A 19,009-nucleotide genomic window follows, 5' to 3' on the forward strand; every position below is an offset into this window, starting at 1 on the left:
TGCCTTAAGTCACAGAAATAAGTTCAACGGTGCCATCTTCGTTTACTTCAGTGATGTGGCCATCTGGTTCTTTCATGAAAAATAATGCACCTAAACCTAACAATGCACTGGCAGCGATAATCATAAAGAATGTTTGGTAATCAACTAATGAGAGCGCCGTTAAATATACAACAGCCCCTACATTACCGTAAGCTCCCGTCATACCTGCAATTTGCCCAGTTAAACGGCGTTTAATAAGTGGCACAGCCGCAAATACAGCACCTTCCCCTGCTTGCACAAAAAACGAACACGCCATGGCAGCTGCAACTGCAAGCCAAAGCGGCCAGCTAGCGTCAACTAAGCCCATAACAAAATAACCTACAGCTAAGCCTGTGGTAAGTACAATAAGCGTTTTACGACGACCCATTCTATCTGAGATCCAACCACCACCAGGACGAGAGGCTAAGTTCATAAATGCATAGGCTGATGCAAGTAAGCCTGCGTACACCATATCAAGGCCAAATACTTCCATAAAAAATAATGGCAGCATAGATACAACGGCGAGCTCTGAGCCAAATGTTGTAAAATAAAGAATATTTAAAACAGCCACTTGCTTAAAGTCGTAACGGTGTGATTCTGGAACAGGTTGTTTAAAAATATGGCCGTTTATATCAAAGGTTTTATACACTTCGTAAATATAAAGCAGTACTAAAAACACGTATGTACCCATTACAAAATTTTCAGAAAGTAAATTTGCGCCAGTAGGAGAAAGCTTCCAGGTAAGTAGCGCTAAAGCACCGTACATAGGTAGTTTCATTATAAGCAGTAGTACAAAGTCGCCTTTACTGGTTACTTCCATTGCCCCTACTTTTTTAGGCTTGAAGTATGTACCGCCTTTAGGCGTATCAGTTACGTTTATGTACCAAATAATACCAAATATTACACTTAGTACGCCTGTTACACCGACCGCATAACGCCAGCCATCTTCGCCACCAAACATAAGCGCTAATATTGGTAGTAGCATAGCGGCTGCTGCAGAGCCAAAGTTACCCCAGCCTCCGTAAATACCTTCGGCTGTACCTAACTCGTTTGCCGGGAACCATTCGCTCACCATACGAATACCAACAACAAAACCCGCACCAATAAAGCCAAGTGCAAAACGGGCGATAGCTGCTTGCTCAAACGTTGTTGCAAGGGCAAACATAAAACACGGAATACTACACACAATAAGTAGTGCTGCGTACACAATACGTGGACCAAATTTATCGGTAAGCATACCAACCACGACACGAGCAGGAATAGTTAAGGCAACATTTAATATAAGCAGTGTTTTAACTTGAGCCATAGTGATGCCAAGCGAACCTGCAATAGCACCCAATAATGGCGCATGGTTAAACCATACAAAAAATGAGATAAAAAACACCATCCAGCTTAAGTGAAGTATTTTCATTTTTCCGCTAAACGATATGAGATTAAACCCAGTACTCGGTTGCATGTTATTTTTTCCTTGTAACGATTATTGTTTTAAATAGTACATACTACTTTGGTAGCATTTATACTATGCGAATTGTTAAATTAACGTTAACCACAGTCAGCAATTACTAAGCCAACAATTAATAAATAACAAATTCAGTAAGTTACAATTTTCGCTATTGATAATAATTTCGCTTTGCACTATTTAAGTAGCAACGATGGGCGTTAACAGTGCAAAGATTTTTAAAGCTTTACTTGCTCTAGGTTTTAACTACTTGGTATTGTTACAAAAAAATTTGAGCGTACATTTATGCAAAAACCGCCATTAACTTATCAACAGCAATTACGTTATTCTCGCCACATTATGCTTGTACAACTTGATATAGATGGACAAGAAAAACTATGGCAATCTCATGCGCTTATAGTGGGTTTAGGTGGCTTAGGCTGCCCGGTTGCACAGTACTTAGCTGCCTCAGGTGTGGGAACATTAACGCTTGTAGATAACGATCTGGTCGATGCTACAAACTTGCAAAGGCAGGTGCTTTACAAAAAAACAGATGTAGGTAGCTTAAAAACACACGCCGCTAAAGCGCAGTTAACTAGCTTAAATGATGAAATAGATATACATACAATCGATGCATTTTTAGATGATCAGTCAAAGCTTGACGAGCTATTAAGTAATATTGATATAGTCATTGATTGCTCTGATAACTTGCCTACACGTAATTTACTCAATAGCGCCTGTTATAAGGCTAAGATACCGCTAGTTTCAGGCTCTGCAATTAGAATGGAAGGCCAAGTTGCCTGCTTTACCATGAAACAACACAGCCATTGCTACGAGTGCTTGTCGCAGTTTTTTAATGAACAAACACAAAGCTGCTCTGAATCTGGCGTGCTCTCCCCTATTGTAGGGCTAATTGGCAGTATTCAGGCAACTGAGGCACTAAAAATACTTGCGGGTTTACCAAGCGGCTTAAGTGAACATTTATTGCTGGTGGATGGGCTCAGCATGGAGTTTAACCGCTTTAAAATTCCTAAAAATAGCCAGTGTCCCACCTGTAGTAAGTAACTCGCGTTTTAATTTTTTACTCTAGGTTATGAATAGCGGCGTAAAGTGTATCGCCCTCTTTGTAATTACTTTGATCCCATACTCTTGCTGAAAGTAAGCAATACAATGTTTGCCCATCAACATTAAGTGTAAGCTGCCAATTGCTATCAATCATTTCAGCATTAATAAGTATACAAACCAATATGTTACTATGCTCTGTGAGTATTGGTTTTATAGCACTAATTGATATTTGTTCGCTTTCAATAATTAGCTTGCCGCCCTGCTCAACTGCGCTTGGGGATACAAATAACTGCTGCTCACTTTGTTTTATTTGAAGGTGATAAACAGCGTATTTTTCATCAAATTTAATAATGTCATAATTAAGTAAGCTCAGTGGTGTTTGCTTATTATTAGCATAAATAGCCTTGGCAACTAACGTACTTGCTCCTTGGTTTATCACCTTACCTTTTTCAAGCTGAATTAGAGTGTCGCAGCAAAACAGTAGCTCCTTTAAAGAGTGGCTCACTATTATAAATTTAATATTAAATTTAGCTGCTAACTCACTTAATGTTGTTAGTGTTTTAAAGCGAAGTGGCCAGTCGAGCGCACTAAACGGCTCATCTAAAATTATAAGTTTTTGACCTGCTAACAATGTGCGTGCAAACACCACCCGTTGGCGCTCCCCGCCCGATAAACTTTGCACGTTGCGTGTAAGGAGTGGTTGTAGCTCAAGAGCTGTAATAACTTCTTGCTCAGATAAGTCGGTTTGCCTATTAGCGCAGTGCTTTTGGGTAAATGCTAAATTGCCGGCAACATCTAAATGAGGAAATAACGGACAAGATTGCACTTGCAGTGTTACTCCGCGTTTATCACTAGGTAAATGATGCACAGGCTGATTATTAATATAAATACTTTGCTTACCTTCAAGGCCACTAATACAGCGCAGCAATGTAGACTTACCTGATCCGGACGGACCAAAAACACCTGCAATATTAAACGACTCTAATTGCAGGTTTATATCTAAATCAAAGTTATTAAGTGCTTTAAATAGGGTTAATTTAATCATGTTATTGTTTAACCCCCACTATGCTTTTATTAAATTTAAATAACAGCACCAAACACGCAAATGAAATAGCCAATAAAATAAGAGAGAGCTGATGCGCAGCCGCGTAATTTAGCGATTCAACATGGTCGTACAAAGCAATTGAAACAACTTGTGTTTGCCCTTGAATATTACCGCCAATCATTAATACCAAACCAAATTCACCGAGTGTATGAGCAAACCCCAAGGCAAACGCACTACCAATACTAGGCTTTAGTAATGGTAAAATTAAATACACAAAACGCTTAAAATGACTAAGCCCAAGCGCTATTGCAGCCTCGTTATAGGTTTGATTTATTTGTTTAAAACCTGCAACCAAAGGTTGCATTACAAATGGCAAAGAATAAAAAAGAGAACCAATAACCACACCTTGAAAACTAAAAGCAAGCTGGGTACCCGTTAACCAAAACCAAAACTGCCCAAAAGCGTGCGCTGGCGAAAAAATAACCAATAAGTAAAAACCTAATAAAGTGGGTGGTAATACTAAAGGCATAGCAATTAATGCCTCTAAAAAAGGTTTAAATTTACCTTTGTAGCCTGCTAATTTATAAGCAACCGGAATGCAAAAAACGAGTAGTAATATAGCGGTTATAAAGGCCAGTTTTATTGTTAACCACAGCGCAGTTAAATCACTTTGAAGCATTGCTGTCCTTTGATCTGTATCCTAATTTAATAAGCTTAAGTTGAGTGCTACTTGTCATTAAAAAATCCATAAGCTTTCTTGCACTAGCCATTTTTTTTGTCGATTTTATAATAACGCCTTGTTGGATAATATCGGGGTATTCACTCGCCTCTAGCACTTTATAATCTAAATACTTAGGGTTTTGTGTATTGCTATACGCAGCTTTTAACGTAGACACCGCCACCAGCCCAATTGACACATTGCCACTTTGTACAAACTGAAAGGCCTGCGTAATGTTATTGCCGTATACGTAACTTATTGGCTTTTTAAAGTTGGCATTAGCATAAAACTGCGATGCACGACCATAAGGTGAAAAACGAGGGTTAGCAATGGCTATTTTATTGTTTACTTTATTAGCATTGGGCTGCCACAATGCAAGCTCACCTAACGCGTAGGTAACTAAGCTACCTTGACTCGCCAACCCTTCTTTTATTAATGCTTGCGGGCGAACATCATCTGCTGATAAAAACACATCAAACGGCGCACCATGTACAATTTGAGAATATAAAACCCCGCTGGAAGCCGCTGATATTTTTACTTGTACGCCGGGTAAAGGAGATTCTTGCAGTAAAGTTTGTAAGACAGTTTTAAAGTTACTTGCTACTGCGACATGCAATGTTTCTTTTGCACTTAACGTGCTTGAGAACACGCAAAATACAACCAAAAAATAACCCAGCCATGTATTGTAAAGCTTTGACATTATAAGTATTGTTTTAAAAATAAAATGATTTAAGTAAGCAATATATATGAACGATGTTTGCAATGCACCCGGTTTATTACCAATAGAAACGGCAATTCAAAACATACTAAGCTCTATCAATGCAATTTCGCACAATGAAACCATCTCCATAATGCAAAGTGTTGGCCGGGTTTTAGCCAGTGATGTTAAATCTAATATTAATGTGCCTGCTCACAATAACTCTGCTATGGATGGCTATGCTGTTTGTATTTCAGATAAAAGCTTAACCTATACACAAGTAGGGAGCGTATTTGCAGGGCAAACGTTTGAAGGCACACTTACTCCCGGACAGTGCGTAAGAATAATGACGGGAGCAGCCATTGCACCGGGTGCTAATGGCGTTGTAATGCAAGAAAACGCATCGGTTGATGGTGATCAAATCACATTTACTGCGCAGCCTGCCGTTAATGAAAATATTCGTTTTGCCGGTGAAGACATTGCAATAAATGACGTTATTTTAAATGCAGGCGATAAACTTAAAGCCGTTGATGTAGGCTTACTCGCCTCTTTAGGTATTGCCAAAATAAATGTCACTCGCAAATTAAAAGTCGCCGTGTTTTCTACAGGTGATGAGCTAATTGAGCCTGGACAGCTCCTTATAAAAGGCGCTATTTATGAAAGTAACCGGGCCGTAATAATTAGTGCATTACAGCAACAAAACATAGATGTCCTTGATTTAGGTATCATCAGCGATGATAAAGCGCTCATTACTCAAGCTTTTTTAAGTGCAGATGAAAAAGCAGATGCTGTAATAAGTTCAGGTGGTGTATCTGTTGGCGAAGCTGACTTTACTAAAGAAGTATTAAATGAAATTGGTAATATCCATTTTTGGAAAATAGCCATGAAGCCAGGTAAACCTTTTGCTTTTGGTAAGTTACCCAACAGCTACTTTTTTGGCTTACCAGGTAACCCCGTATCAGCCGCAGTAACGTTTAATCAACTAGTAGAGCCTGCACTACAAAAGCTCTCTGGACTTGGGCAAGTAACTCCTAAAATGCGTTTTAATGCTATTACAACCTCAGTTGTTAAAAAACGTCCTGGCAGAGCCGACTTTCAACGCGCTACAGCTACAACAAATGAGCAAGGTGACTTGCTTGTAACGCCATTTAATAAACAAGGCTCAGGCGTACTTTCGTCACTTAGTAAAGCAAATTGCTTAATTGTAGTACCCGCACAAAGCGGTAGCATTGCAAAAGGTGAAACGGTAAGTATTGAGTTTTTGTAAAAACACCTTTTCAATAAACGAAAAGCCCAACTAGTGTTGGGCTTTATGTTTATAAGTTATCTCTAAATACTACTTAAAATAATGATTCGAAATCACCGTTAGGAAATAATACACCTGGGATTCCTCTCACAGCAGTAACTTCAGCAATTTTAGTATCACCAAAATATAGACCTCCACTGTAGTTACGACCTTTTTGTTTTACATCTAACCAACGGCCATTTTCACCTTTAGCAATAAGATTAAGGTTGCCACTTACATCTCTTATACGAAGATCTAAAGCTCTATTTTGTACACTCACAAAAATATCTGTTGAAGTAAGCTCTGATAAGTTTGCGGCTTCACCTACATAAGCAAATTTAAAATCACTTGCACCACTTAAAGGAAAATCTAGCTCAAAGGTAAATGCTAAATCGTCATTTTCTTCACCTATAAACGGTGAAGCTTCTACAGCCGTAATATGAAAATCTGTATTTTGAATACTGCTTTCGTAATTACCAACAAAATCAAACGTTGATAATGTGTTTGATACTTCACCAAATGAGTTTACAAAGCGCTCTAAACTTAGCGATAAATCACCATCAAGCTGACCCGCAGCTTTAGTTATAATGACATTAGTAGTTAACTGAGCAATTCCTGTCTCGGCATCTGGGTTTAACTCGTTAACTTCGTCAATTCCATCAAACTGTATCAGTAACTCGCTAACGTCAACGCTAAGTACCGTTGCACCATTTGTAATTGAAGCAGTCATTACGCCTTCAATTTTATCACCTAGTACGCCGCTCACACGAAATGTCGGAATAGATAAATCTATAGTAATAGGTAAATCATCATATGTACCGGTTATAGTCCAAGTATAAGGCGATTTACTATAATCTATATCTAGATCTCGAAGTTTATATTGCCCTGCTGGTGTCGAATCGTCTGCTAATGGCGAATAATTAGTAATAACTTCGTTTAGTGAATTAATCAGTGCATCAAGCGTTTGTTGAGTATCTTCATCAAAAGCGCCCTCAAGCTCTTCAAATTTAGAATCAAGCTCATCTGAGTAACTTTTTTCTTGAAGCCTTGTAACACCTATAATATTACGAGTATCAACAAGTAATTCTCTTGAATCTAAGCTTTGCGTAACTTGTGTTCGTTCTTGCCAATTAGAGTAGGTAGTTACACTTGCTATCGTTTGTTTCACTTCACCGGCAACGTTTTGTAATAACGCATTACCTTGATCACTAAATAAATTATCAGTAACGTATTGCGCTGCCAACTCGCTATAATCCTGCCATGCTTGCTGATCTTCTTGCTTGGTAGCAAAGTCAGTAAATGCATTCTCAACACTAAAGCTTGTATCTGTAGCACCGGCAATTATTGCAGCGTAAGTAAATGCATTAGTTACCATTTCAGCTTCAACACTTGCACTTAAATTACTGTGTGTTAAATGATAAAAAGGAGTTGCTGCTAAACTTGCTGCAACAGCACTATAGCCTTGATCAGAAATCACTTTACTGAGTGGCGATAAATAAACTGTATTTTCACCCGGTGCACTAAAAGCGCTCGCTTTGTAGTTTAAAGTGACAGCGGTTGGCTCTTGATAATCAATCAAGCGGTTTTCGTTTAAATCGTTAATATCTCCACGAACAGTTCTACCACAACCTGTAAAACGAGGGCATGTTAAAGTGCTATCATCTGGAATAAATTCAAAGCTGTTAAAGGTAAGTGGATCTACACTAACGCTTGCGGTATTAATATTGTCTACAGCAATCGACTCTTGAACAACACCATCACTATTTATAACATTTAAAGTGCCTTGAGAAGGCTGCCAATTTGCAACATAAAAATTTACAGTGGAAGATGTTGAAGCAACAGTAACGGCAACACTTTGAGTATCTTCACTATCAGATGAAGACCCACCACAACCGACTAATGCGATAGCAACCCCTAAAGGTAAAATTTGTTTTAGCATCTTCATTCCTTAAAACTTAATGTTCATATACCAATTCACATTTGCATAATAGGCTTTATCTAAATCTAAACTATCAGTTTGTAAATTAAGACCAAAATACTCGTTTTCTATACCAACCAAAAAAGCCTCACTTTTTGTTTCGTAACCAGCTTGGACTTTCCAATGGTCCCAAAAGTGAATACGCCCTTTTAATTGATTAAATGTGTCTTGATCGTAGCGTTTAATTGTTAGCTGAGTTGAAAAGCGCTCATTAATTCTATAATCAGCAAATGCTTGTAAACGCATTTCCATTTCTAAATCATGTGATTGAGTGTTTCCATAAGCAGACGTTTGTAATAAAACCGTTGGTTGAGTAACAATATCGCCATTATCATCTTCTCTAAAAGGGATCTCGGTTGTTTGCCCTTTTACTGAACCACTATCGTCGTAACCTGTTTTATAAAGTAAATCTTTTACGCTAAACCCTACTTGAAGCTCATCGTTTACTTGCCAATCAGCAAAAATATCCAAACTGTAGCCTAAACCTTCTGGTTTTTGTGAGGGAGTAAATTCTTTAAATAAAATGTCTTTTGAAAAGTTGTAGTCTACGGTTACGGTCCCTTCAACTTCATCACTGTAAATTTGACCATTTACAGTTGCATCTTGAAAGTGAGAACTGGCAAAAATAGATAGTTTAGGTGTAATCGTTAATGCATTTTTGTCTAAAAATTTAAAGTCATACGATACAAAAACACCGTTAGAGGTTGCTTGTTTAGCATCTAAATAATAAGTGTAAAACCTATCTTCAAAAGCTAAATCGTTTTTTTCTGTATGAGTATATAGCGCAGTATCAGGATCAAAATTAAGTACGTAATCGTAACGACTTTGTAGACCAACTTTAAAATTTCCGTAACCAACACCTACTTCAAATATATTGTAGGTAAATGCACTATCACCTGATTTAAGTGGCGCGTCAAAATCATCAACAAAAGCTTGTACTGGTTGTGCCTCGGTATAAATTTCTGCGTCAAAGTGGGTAAAAATTTGAAATTGATTATCTGCGGATGCAAGAGGAGAAATAAGAGCTGTCGAAAATCCTAACAAGAGAATTTTTTTTTTCATAATAAAATCGCTTTCTATAAAAAAAGGGAAAAGCGCACAGCTTTTCCCTTTTATAGTTTTAAATTACTTACTTGCGTCGATTAAATCTACATCTGTGTAAGGCACTACATCACCATCAATGTAAGTGATTGATACACCGTTAGTAACTTTAGTCGCAGTACCAAATGACATCATTTCGCCATTGTACATTGCCTTCACATCACCTGTGTAACCTTCAGACTCCATACCAGTTAGAGATAAAGTGTAACCCATTGCTGTATCACCTTTAACCATAACATCTAATGTACTTTCGTCTTCATCACCACTGCTATCAACCATGCCCATAACTTTAAAGTCTAGGTCGCCAGACATACCTTCAAGGGTAACTGTACCCATATCAGTAGCATCATTAGCAGTTATATTTAACATACCCGCAAAACCAGACTCACCGTCCATAATTTCAACGTGGTTCCAGGTTTCAGTGTTAACGATTTCTGCATCATCAACGGTGTCAGCATCTACTTCACCATCAAAAGTGAAGATTAAACATGAATCAATCTGCGTTTCATCAATAGTACCAGCAGAGAAATCAACACAGTCTTGAAGTGCAGTAGCTTGAGTGTCTGCAGTCATTAGCTCAACAGTAGCATCACCGCCTACAAGTGTAGCTCCCCAAGCAACTACTAATTTTTCACCTTGGTAAGATGCGGCAGCGCTGATCATTTCATCAGTTGTGTCGTTTGTAAGAACTAGCGTTAAATCATCTAAACTATAATTGTAATCCCACTCAGGTTGACGAGTAGAAGTGCCTTCACCTGAGTTACCCATATCAGCTAGCTCATCAATAACGTCTGCTAAAACATCAGCGGCATCAATAACTGCTTGGCCACCAGTGTTAGTAAGTACAGTCATTGTTGAAAGCGACTCAGAAGTAGCTTTAACTGAAGTAAGTACTGCAAATTTAGCAACCGCTTCTTCAGCAGTAATTTGTAAATTATAAGCTGTTACAAATTGCTCATTTGCTAATTCGCCTTGAGCCTCAGCAGCTGTTTGCATTGCTACTAATGCATCTACCATTGCTTGAGCACCTTCGCCTTCAAGTTCTAAGTAGTCATTTGCAGCAGCAAGTGCTTGAGTAATAGCAATTTCTAGAGCATCAACTGCAGCCGCAAATTCTGAAGCAGCTTCAACAGCAGTCATTGCAAGCTCTTGAGCTTCGGTTGCATTTTCAGCTGTATCTACCATTGCATCTTCAGCTGTAGCAAGTGCGCTTGTAGAAGTAGCTTCAGCCATATCTGCAGCAGTCTTTTTAACGTCAGCTACATCAGCAGTGTCTTCTGCTACTAACTTAGCAGCAGCAAGTTCAATATCAAACTCTTCAATTGCGGCATCAGCTTCAACAACTAATGCAGCAAGTGCAACATCATAGGCCACTGCATCAGTAACAGCTGTTAGCGCATCAGTATTTAGTGATGTTGCAGAGTCAAGAACTTGTTGATAATCAGAACTCTCTGCTACTAAAGCATTTGCTGCAGTTACATAACCTTGAGATTTAACATAAATAGAACCAGCTTTAACAGATAAACCAGCTGTATCTGCTTCGTTTTTAAGAAGCGTAACGGCACTTACAAATGCTGCTGCGTTATCTGCAGTAAGCGCGTCACCACCCATTGCTTGTACATCTTCAAGTGAGCTTTCAGCGCTATCAATATCCATTTCAAGTGCTGTAAGTGAAGTTTGAGAAGCTGTTATCTCTGCTGTTAAAGCAGCAGCTAAAGCAACGTAAAAATCTTCATCTACAGTACAACCTGCATCAGTACAGCCTATTACTTCTAATGCTTTTTTAACTTTTTCTGCAGCAGCGGCAAGTCCAGCGTCTGTTGCTGCACCATTTTTAACTGCTTTATCTTTAGCTTCTTTTGCTTTTTTAGCAATACCAGCTGAGTTTGCTGCAAATGCAACAATTTCACCTGCGCTAGGCGCTGGAATTTTTGCAGCGTAAGCGGCTTCTAATGCAGCTTTAATATCGTCTTCACTACCTGTAGCAATCGCAACAAAAACATTTGAAGTGCTTGTCACAGCACTTTGTAACATTGTAGCAATTGCAGCAATACCTTCATCAGTGTTATTTTTGAACTGACCTGATTGGATGCCAGCTTTAATGCTGCTCATTACATCTGCAATTGAAGGCAAGCCTTGGATTGAAGATGAGAGCTGCGCAATAGCTAAAATACCTTCGCTTAGCTCTTCTTCACCGTCTACTTCACTTAAATCAACTGCGCCACCGTTAGATAAATCACCAATAATAGATGATAATAATAGTGCTGCATCAGGACCTAGTACCTGTATAACAGTATCAAGGCTTGCAGATGCAATTGCACTTTCATCAATAGAAGCACCAGATTCAATAAGAATACTTGCTACTAGTGTTGTTAAGAAAGTTGCATTAGCTTTATAAGAGCTATCAACATTTTCTTCGCCAGCTATGCCACTTGCGCCCGATGTATCAGCTTCTACCGCTGGGATATATTTTACTACAGATAGTTCTAAGTCTGTTTTGTACCATTCACCAAATTCAATTTTAGTGTCACCGTCGTTTACGTCATCAGCTACTGGAGCTTCATCGTAATCACCACAACCTACATAAGCATCACAGCGTAAAAAGCTATCATCGCCTTCAGCAGATGTTTTTACTGTAATATATACAGGACCAATAAAGTCACTTTCTAAATAGATGCTGTAACGACCGCTTTCATCGGTAACTACGTCAGGGTTTGAAGCTTGCTTACTTGCTTCTACAGCTGCATCAGCAGCATCTTGAGATAAGCCTTCTTCTGAAAATGTTTCAGCTTCTGCTGAAGCCGCAGAGCGAAAAGCAACAGGAACACTTTGGCCTGAGTCATCTAAAGTAGTAACTGAAACAACTGCACCTTTCATTGCGCCTTTAACTGCTTTACCGGTAACTTCAACACTAAATTGAGCTTCTCCAGTTGCTGAGAAAGATTCAACAGGTGGCACATAGGTGTTTCTATCGTTATCAGTACCACATGCTGTTAAGCCTAAAGTAAGTGCAACTGAAGCTGCAATAGGTGTAAATTTGATCATACGCTTTGCCATTTATTTCTCCTTGATAGCCTGGAATGAGTATCAAAATTAGTTTAGTTGATAATGATATGCATACGCTTTATGTTTACAAAAACAATAAACAAGCACACATTCATAACCTTTGTTACTAGAACTTTAAAAATACCATTAAGCTATGTGGTTTTGCTACATATTTATACATTTTAAGTAAGTATTTTTGATTTAACTGGTACATAACTTCTTTATCAGCACCTTTAGGATTCAAATACCTATGGGAACTCATAAAGAACCTACGTCCATTTAAACAATATATTCATTTTATTAAACGAATATTACATTTAATTTAGTTTGTTAATAATATTCTTCAAGTAAATGCGGCAGATACACGAAAAAAAATGACACTTTAGCTTTTATTAGTAATAAAGAATTGGTTTTAGAGGATTTATGGATGGTGTAATATAAACAGTCCGTTTATATTTACTATAATTACGGCTAAACAAGGCACTTTATAATTGTACTTATATCTAACGATTTAGCTGCTAGATATAAGTAACCTAAGTTTAAAATGCAGTTACTCGGGAACTCTTACAACCCCTTCCATCAGTACACGAGCACTTCGGCTCATACTTGCTTTGGTAACTTGCCAGTCGCTCTTTATATTTTTAGCTTCGGCTCCTACTTTTAACGTGCCCGAGGGGTGACCAAAGTTAACTTCATTTAATGCACCGCCACCAGCAGCTATATTTACAAGCGTACCTTCTATGGCTGCGGCAGTACCAATAGCAACTGCGGCTGTACCCATCATGGCATGGTGAAGCTTGCCCATCGACATAGCGCGTACTAATAAGTTAATACTGTTTGCACTAATATGCTTATTACTCGACGAAGTGTAGTCTAAAGGCCCTGCAACAAATGCCACTTTAGGTGTATGTTGGCGCGCTTGTGCTTCGTCAATATTAGTAATTAACCCCATTTTTACTGCGCCATAGGCACGAATAGTTTCAAGCTTTTCAAGCGCGGCAACATCATTATTTATGTCATCTTGTAGCTCAGTGCCGGTATAGCCAATATCACTTGCATTAATAAATACAGTAGGAATACCTGCGTTGATCATGGAGGCTTTTAAAGTGCCAACGCCCGGTACTTCTAATTCATCCACTACGTTACCTGTTGGAAATAACGCGCCATCACCGTCTGCGGGGTCTAAAAATTCAAGCTTTACCTCGGCGGCAGCAAAGGTAACACCGTCGAGCTCAAAATCACCGGTTTCTTGTACTTCACCATTGGTCATAGGCACATGAACTAAAATACTTTTTTTAATATTAGCTTGCCACACACGCACAATAGCAACGCCGTTTTCGGGCACTCTATTTTTATCAACTAAGCCATTCGTTATTGCAAATGCGCCTACAGCCGAAGTTAAATTACCGCAGTTACCGCTCCAATCTACAAACGGCTTATCAATGGCAACTTGCCCAAATAAATAATCAACATCGTAGTTAGGTTGCTCACTTTTACTTAAAATAACTGTTTTACTAGTACTTGAGGTAGCACCGCCCATTCCATCGGTTTGTTTGCCGTATGGGTCGGGGCTGCCTATAACACGTAGTAATAAATTATCGCGCTCCTCACCTGCCACTTGGGCAGGTTTTGGTAAATCGGTTAATTTAAAAAACACGCCTTTACTGGTGCCGCCACGCATGTAAGTTGCTGGTACTTTAATTTGTGGTTTAAACATAATGCACGCCCCTTATGCTGATTGCGTTGCTTCTAAAAAGTCTTGTGCAAAACGCTGTAATACACCACCAGCAGCATAAATAGAAAGCTCCTCTTGCGTATCAAGTCGGCACTTCATAGGTACCGTTAGTACCTCACCATTTTTACGCGTAATCACCAAATCAATGGTCGCGCCAGGTGTTGGATCGCCTTTTACATCAAAGCTTTCGCTGCCATCAATGTTAAGCGTTTTGCGGGTAGTACCTGGTTTAAATTCAAGCGGTAAAACACCCATACCAATTAAGTTAGTACGGTGTATGCGCTCAAAGCCTTCTGCGGCTATCACTTCAACGCCTGCAAGCCTTACACCTTTTGCAGCCCAATCGCGAGATGAGCCTTGGCCATAATCGGCACCCGCTACAATTATTAGCGGCTGTTTACGCTGCATATAAGCTTCAATTGCTTCCCACATACGGGTATTAGTGCCTTGAGGCTCTAAACGCGCGTATGAACCCTGTTTAACTTCGCCGTTTTCATCAAGCACCATTTCGTTTAACAATTTAGGGTTCGCAAACGTGGCACGCTGCGCTGTTAAGTGATCGCCTCGGTGTGTTGCGTACGAGTTAAAGTCCTCTTCTGGGACATTCATTTTAGTTAAGTATTCACCTGCGGCACTGCTTGCCATAATTGCGTTTGATGGCGATAAATGATCCGTTGTAATGTTATCGCCAAGTACAGCAAGAGCGCGCATGCCGATCATGGTGCGCTCACCTGCAAGTGCGCCTTCCCAGTATGGCGGGCGGCGAATATACGTACTTTGCTCGCGCCACTCATAAAGTGGGTCATTGTCCTCACCGTAATCTACGGTTAAATTAAACATAGGCTCGTATACTTTTTTAAATTGCTCTGGCTTGACGCTTTGTTTTATTACTTCGTCTATTTCTTCATCACTTGGCCATAAATCTTTTAGCGTTATATCGTTGCCGTTTTGATCTTGACCTAAACTATCTTTTTCAATATCAAAACGAATAGTACCGGCAATAGCATAAGCCACAACTAATGGCGGTGATGCTAAAAACGCTTGCTTAGCATAGGGGTGAATACGCCCATCAAAGTTACGATTGCCCGAAAGTACCGCTGTTGCGTATAAATCGCGATCTATTACTTCTTTTTGAATAACAGGGTCTAATGCGCCGCTCATGCCGTTACAGGTAGTACAGGCAAAACCCACAATACCAAAACCGAGCTTTTCAAGCTCTGGGAGTAAGTTTGCCTCTTCAAGATAAGATTGCACCGCTTTAGATCCAGGCGCTAGAGAGGTTTTAACCCACGGTTTACGCATTAAGCCTTTGGCATTTGCGTTACGCGCAATAAGCCCTGCTGCAATCACGTTTCGTGGGTTACTGGTGTTAGTACAACTGGTAATAGCGGCAATAATGCACGCGCCATCTGGCATTAAGCCTTCCTCGTTTTCAACCTTGCCTGATATACCTTCTTTTGCTAAATCGCTCGTTGATACACGGCGATGCGGATTTGAAGGCCCAGCAATATTGCGTCCAACGCTTGATAAATCAAAGGTCAAAACACGCTCATACTTTGCGGTTTTTAAACTATCGCTCCAAAGGCCTGTCGTTTTAGCGTAGTTTTCTACAAGCGCTATTTGCTCTTCATCACGCCCTGTTAAACGCAAATAATCTATTGTTTTATCGTCTATATAAAACATTGCCGCAGTTGCACCAAATTCTGGCGTCATGTTTGAAATAGTTGCCCTATCGCCAAGGGTGAGTGCATCGGCGCCTTCACCGTAAAATTCTAAATAGGTCGAAACCACACGCTGAGCGCGTAAAAACTCGGTAATAGCCAGCACTATGTCGGTGGCAGTAATGCCAGGCTGCCGAGTGCCCGTAAGCTCAACACCGACAATGTCAGGCAGGCGCATGTAAGAGGCGCGGCCAAGCATTACGCTTTCAGCCTCAAGCCCACCAACACCGACAGCAATTACGCCAAGTGCATCAACATGCGGAGTGTGGCTGTCGGTACCTACTAATGTATCGGGGAATGCTATGCCATCGCGGTTTTGAATAACAGGCGACATTTTTTCAAGGTTAATTTGATGCATAATGCCGTTACCAGGCGGAATAACATCAATATTTTTAAAGGCGGTTTTAGTCCAGTTTATAAAATGAAAACGGTCATCGTTGCGTCTATCTTCTATTGCACGGTTTTTTTCAAATGCGTCGGGCTCAAAGCCTGCGTGCTCAACCGCTAATGAGTGATCAACAATTAGCTGTGTTGGTACTACCGGATTCACTTTTGCCGGATCCCCGCCTTTTGCAGCAATGGCGTCGCGCAGGCCTGCTAAATCAACCAAGGCAGTTTGGCCTAAAATATCGTGACACACTACGCGCGCCGGATACCACGGAAAATCTAAATCTTGTTTTCGCTCAATAAGCTGATCAAGCGCATCGGTTAGCATAGCAGGCTCACAGCGGCGCACTAAGTTTTCGGCAAGTACACGCGATGTGTAAGGCAATGTGGCATAAGCGCCTGGCTTTATTGCATCTACTGCAGCTTGCGTGTCGTAGTAATCTACATTTGAGCCAGGCAAGGGTTTTCGGTATTGGGTGTTATTAATTATGGTCATAATACATGTTCGCTAATAGGTGACGGGAAATAAAAAGGCAAAAAGGTGAGCGTGTTGCTCACCCTATACCAATCCGATTAATTAATAATTATTACGGATTGGTATTATGTGTAACTAATCAGCCTCTTGATTCAATTGGCGTGTAACTGCGTGCGTCTGGCCCTGTGTAATCGGCACTTGGGCGAATAATACGGTTATTAGCACGCTGCTCTTTAACATGTGCAGTCCAGCCTGTAACTCGGCTCATAACAAATATTGGCGTAAACAATTTGGTTGGAATATCCATAAAGTGATATGCCGATGCATGGAAAAAATCGGCATTACAAAACAGTTTTTTCTCGCGCCACATAACCTCTTCACATCTAACCGACACTGGGTAAAGCACATCATCGCCCACCTCAGCCGCTAGTTTTTCAGAGAACTTTTTAATAATTACGTTACGCGGGTCTGATTCGCGGTAAATTGCATGGCCAAAGCCCATTATTTTATCTTTACGCTCTAACATGCCCATAACTTCTTGCTCGGCATGCTCTGCACTTGTAAAGTTTTGAATCATATCCATAGCGGCTTCGTTTGCACCACCATGAAGTGGCCCGCGTAGCGTGCCAATTGCACCGGTTACACAAGAATGAATATCAGAAAGCGTTGATGCACACACGCGCCCTGTAAAGGTAGAGGCATTAAACTCATGCTCCGCGTATAAAATTAGTGACACATTCATTACTTGAGCAAATAACTCACTGGGTACTTTGTCGTGTAATAAATTTAAAAAGTGCGCGCCTACTGAGTCGTTATCAGTTTGTGTTTCAATGCGAACGCCATCGTGTGTAAAGCGGTACCAATAACAAATAATGCTTGGGAACACTGCAACCATACGGTCAATCGCATCGTTTGCTTGGCTAAAATCAAGTTCCATTTCTAGGTTACCCAGCATAGAGCAACCGGTACGCATAACATCCATTGGGTGCGCGTCTTTAGGAATATTTTCAAGCACGGTTTTTAGTGCATCTGGCAGGCCACGTAAGCTTTTTAATTTAGCTTTATATTCAGCCAATTCACTGGCTGTGGGTAGCTCGCCGCGCGAAAGTAAAAAAGACACTTCTTCAAACTGCGCTTTTTCGGCAAGTTCGCTAATATCGTAACCACAATACGTTAAACCAGAGCCTGTTTGCCCTACTGTACATAATGCTGTTTGCCCTGCTACTTGGCCGCGTAAGCCTGCACCGCCTAATGCTTTATCTACCATGATCTTCTCCTATCTTAAATTTGTGTGTGATTTTAATAGTTATTATTTGTCAGATTTTGATGAAAAAAGGTTATCAAGTGTGTTTTCGTATGTGTGATAATCTAAAAAATCGTATAACTCGGCGCGTGTTTGCATATTCTCAATTTGGCTTTGCTGAGAACCTTCATTTAAAATCGCAGAGTACACATTAAGTGCGGCTTTATTCATAGCTCTAAACGCACTTAGCGGGTAAAGCACCATTTCAACACCTACCTCGCTTAACTGCTCTTTAGTGTAAATAGGCGTTTGGCCAAACTCTGTAATGTTAGCTAAAATTGGTACATTAATCGCTTTCGAAAATGCTTGGTAATCAGCAAGGTCGTGTACTGCTTCTGCAAAAATAGCATCAGCGCCCGCTTCAACACATGCTGCTGCGCGGTCAATCGCGGCACTTAAGCCTTCTTTTTGAAACGCATCGGTGCGGGCCATTATGTAAAAGTCGCTATCGGTTTTAGCATCAACCGCCGCTTTGATGCGGTCAACCATTTCACCTTGGCTTACAATTTCTTTATTAGGGCGATGACCACAACGCTTTTGCGCTACTTGGTCTTCAATATGAAAACCCGCCGCGCCTGCTTTGGACATTTCTTTAACGGTACGAGCAATATTAAACGCGCCACCCCACCCTGTATCAGCATCTACAAGTAGTGGTAAATCGCTTGCACCGGTTATACGGCGAATATCTTCAAGTACGTTATCAAGGCTAGTCATACCTAAATCAGGCATACCAAAAGAGGCATTAGCCACACCTGCACCAGAGAGGTAAATTGCTTGGTGGCCCATTTTTTCTGCCATCATAGCTGTGTACGCATTAATAGTACCCACTACCTGCAATGGACGGTTATTAGCAATAGCCTGTTTAAATTTTAATCCTGCTGACATTACTTTCTCCTCACTTTGAACGGTTGCTACATGGAGTAACTTATAGTTTTAATCTTAAATTGTGACTGTTTTACTGCTCTGTTAGTTTTTAGTTTTTAGCTTTTAGCTTTTAG

At 40.2% G+C, this 19,009-nt stretch carries 13 protein-coding genes; 2 read left to right on the forward strand and 11 right to left on the reverse strand.

The window, feature by feature from the left end; genetic code table 11:
- Positions 1-4: 4 nt before the first annotated feature.
- Complete coding sequence (locus tag CWC11_RS03295; RefSeq protein WP_138681544.1) at positions 5-1,474, reverse strand: NarK family nitrate/nitrite MFS transporter; 1,470 nt, start codon at positions 1,472-1,474, stop codon at positions 5-7.
- A gap of 288 nt (positions 1,475-1,762) precedes the next feature.
- On the opposite strand from CWC11_RS03295, the gene CWC11_RS03300 reads away from it, so the two are divergent.
- On the forward strand, positions 1,763-2,521 hold the full coding sequence (locus CWC11_RS03300; protein WP_138681545.1) for a HesA/MoeB/ThiF family protein: 759 nt from the start codon (positions 1,763-1,765) through the stop codon (positions 2,519-2,521).
- Between the two features lie 16 nt (positions 2,522-2,537).
- On the opposite strand, the gene CWC11_RS03305 is transcribed toward CWC11_RS03300, so the two are convergent.
- From CWC11_RS03305 to modA, 3 genes are read right to left on the reverse strand one after another with little or no spacing between them, the layout of a single operon-like run.
- The gene (locus CWC11_RS03305; protein WP_138681546.1) at positions 2,538-3,566 is read right to left on the reverse strand and encodes an ATP-binding cassette domain-containing protein; all 1,029 of its coding nucleotides are present in this window, start codon (positions 3,564-3,566) and stop codon (positions 2,538-2,540) included.
- A gap of 1 nt (position 3,567) precedes the next feature.
- Positions 3,568-4,245 carry a molybdate ABC transporter permease subunit gene (modB, locus tag CWC11_RS03310; protein ID WP_138681547.1) on the reverse strand — a complete coding sequence of 226 codons (678 nt, stop codon included), beginning with the start codon at positions 4,243-4,245 and terminating at the stop codon, positions 3,568-3,570.
- Complete coding sequence (gene modA / locus CWC11_RS03315; RefSeq protein WP_138681548.1) at positions 4,232-4,984, reverse strand: molybdate ABC transporter substrate-binding protein; 753 nt, start codon at positions 4,982-4,984, stop codon at positions 4,232-4,234. The genes modB and modA overlap by 14 nt, the downstream gene beginning before the upstream one ends.
- A 46-nt stretch (positions 4,985-5,030) precedes the next feature.
- Between modA and moeA the strand changes: the two genes are divergently transcribed.
- Complete coding sequence (moeA, locus tag CWC11_RS03320; RefSeq protein ID WP_138681549.1) at positions 5,031-6,248, forward strand: molybdopterin molybdotransferase MoeA; 1,218 nt, start codon at positions 5,031-5,033, stop codon at positions 6,246-6,248.
- A 73-nt stretch (positions 6,249-6,321) separates the two neighbouring features.
- Here moeA and CWC11_RS03325 read toward each other — a convergent pair whose 3' ends face one another.
- From CWC11_RS03325 to prpB, 7 genes are all read right to left on the reverse strand, one after another.
- The gene (locus CWC11_RS03325) at positions 6,322-8,205 is read right to left on the reverse strand and encodes a hypothetical protein (protein WP_138681550.1); all 1,884 of its coding nucleotides are present in this window, start codon (positions 8,203-8,205) and stop codon (positions 6,322-6,324) included.
- Positions 8,206-8,214: 9 nt separating this feature from the next.
- Positions 8,215-9,306: a hypothetical protein gene (locus CWC11_RS03330; RefSeq protein WP_138681551.1), complete on the reverse strand. Its 1,092-nt coding sequence runs from the start codon at positions 9,304-9,306 to the stop codon at positions 8,215-8,217.
- A 63-nt stretch (positions 9,307-9,369) separates the two neighbouring features.
- Entirely contained in the window at positions 9,370-12,402 is a 3,033-nt protein-coding gene (locus CWC11_RS03335; RefSeq protein WP_138681552.1) for a coiled-coil domain-containing protein, read from the reverse strand.
- A gap of 538 nt (positions 12,403-12,940) precedes the next feature.
- Positions 12,941-14,107 (reverse strand): 2-methylaconitate cis-trans isomerase PrpF, encoded by a 1,167-nt coding sequence (gene prpF, locus CWC11_RS03340; RefSeq protein WP_138681553.1) that lies wholly within the window; start codon positions 14,105-14,107, stop codon positions 12,941-12,943.
- Between the two features lie 12 nt (positions 14,108-14,119).
- Entirely contained in the window at positions 14,120-16,729 is a 2,610-nt protein-coding gene (acnD, locus tag CWC11_RS03345; RefSeq protein WP_138681554.1) for a Fe/S-dependent 2-methylisocitrate dehydratase AcnD, read from the reverse strand.
- Between the two features lie 118 nt (positions 16,730-16,847).
- On the reverse strand, positions 16,848-17,975 hold the full coding sequence (gene prpC, locus CWC11_RS03350) for a bifunctional 2-methylcitrate synthase/citrate synthase (protein ID WP_138681555.1): 1,128 nt from the start codon (positions 17,973-17,975) through the stop codon (positions 16,848-16,850).
- Positions 17,976-18,017: 42 nt separating this feature from the next.
- Entirely contained in the window at positions 18,018-18,896 is an 879-nt protein-coding gene (prpB, locus tag CWC11_RS03355; protein ID WP_138681556.1) for a methylisocitrate lyase, read from the reverse strand.
- Positions 18,897-19,009 lie beyond the last annotated feature (113 nt).

Source organism: Pseudoalteromonas sp. S3178 (assembly GCF_005886985.1).
In the GTDB taxonomy this organism is placed as follows: Bacteria; Pseudomonadota; Gammaproteobacteria; order Enterobacterales; family Alteromonadaceae; genus Pseudoalteromonas; species Pseudoalteromonas carrageenovora.

Bases quoted from the DNA above. Each gene is read 5' to 3' on its own strand.
- CWC11_RS03295 (WP_138681544.1), bottom strand. From the start codon at position 1,474: ATGCAACCGAGTACTGGGTTTAATCTCATATCGTTTAGCGGAAAAATG.
- CWC11_RS03300 (WP_138681545.1), top strand. From the start codon at position 1,763: ATGCAAAAACCGCCATTAACTTATCAACAGCAATTACGTTATTCTCGC.
- CWC11_RS03305 (WP_138681546.1), bottom strand. From the start codon at position 3,566: ATGATTAAATTAACCCTATTTAAAGCACTTAATAACTTTGATTTAGAT.
- modB (WP_138681547.1), bottom strand. From the start codon at position 4,245: ATGCTTCAAAGTGATTTAACTGCGCTGTGGTTAACAATAAAACTGGCC.
- modA (WP_138681548.1), bottom strand. From the start codon at position 4,984: ATGTCAAAGCTTTACAATACATGGCTGGGTTATTTTTTGGTTGTATTT.
- moeA (WP_138681549.1), top strand. From the start codon at position 5,031: ATGAACGATGTTTGCAATGCACCCGGTTTATTACCAATAGAAACGGCA.
- CWC11_RS03325 (WP_138681550.1), bottom strand. From the start codon at position 8,205: ATGCTAAAACAAATTTTACCTTTAGGGGTTGCTATCGCATTAGTCGGT.
- CWC11_RS03330 (WP_138681551.1), bottom strand. From the start codon at position 9,306: ATGAAAAAAAAAATTCTCTTGTTAGGATTTTCGACAGCTCTTATTTCT.
- CWC11_RS03335 (WP_138681552.1), bottom strand. From the start codon at position 12,402: ATGGCAAAGCGTATGATCAAATTTACACCTATTGCAGCTTCAGTTGCA.
- prpF (WP_138681553.1), bottom strand. From the start codon at position 14,107: ATGTTTAAACCACAAATTAAAGTACCAGCAACTTACATGCGTGGCGGC.
- acnD (WP_138681554.1), bottom strand. From the start codon at position 16,729: ATGACCATAATTAATAACACCCAATACCGAAAACCCTTGCCTGGCTCA.
- prpC (WP_138681555.1), bottom strand. From the start codon at position 17,975: ATGGTAGATAAAGCATTAGGCGGTGCAGGCTTACGCGGCCAAGTAGCA.
- prpB (WP_138681556.1), bottom strand. From the start codon at position 18,896: ATGTCAGCAGGATTAAAATTTAAACAGGCTATTGCTAATAACCGTCCA.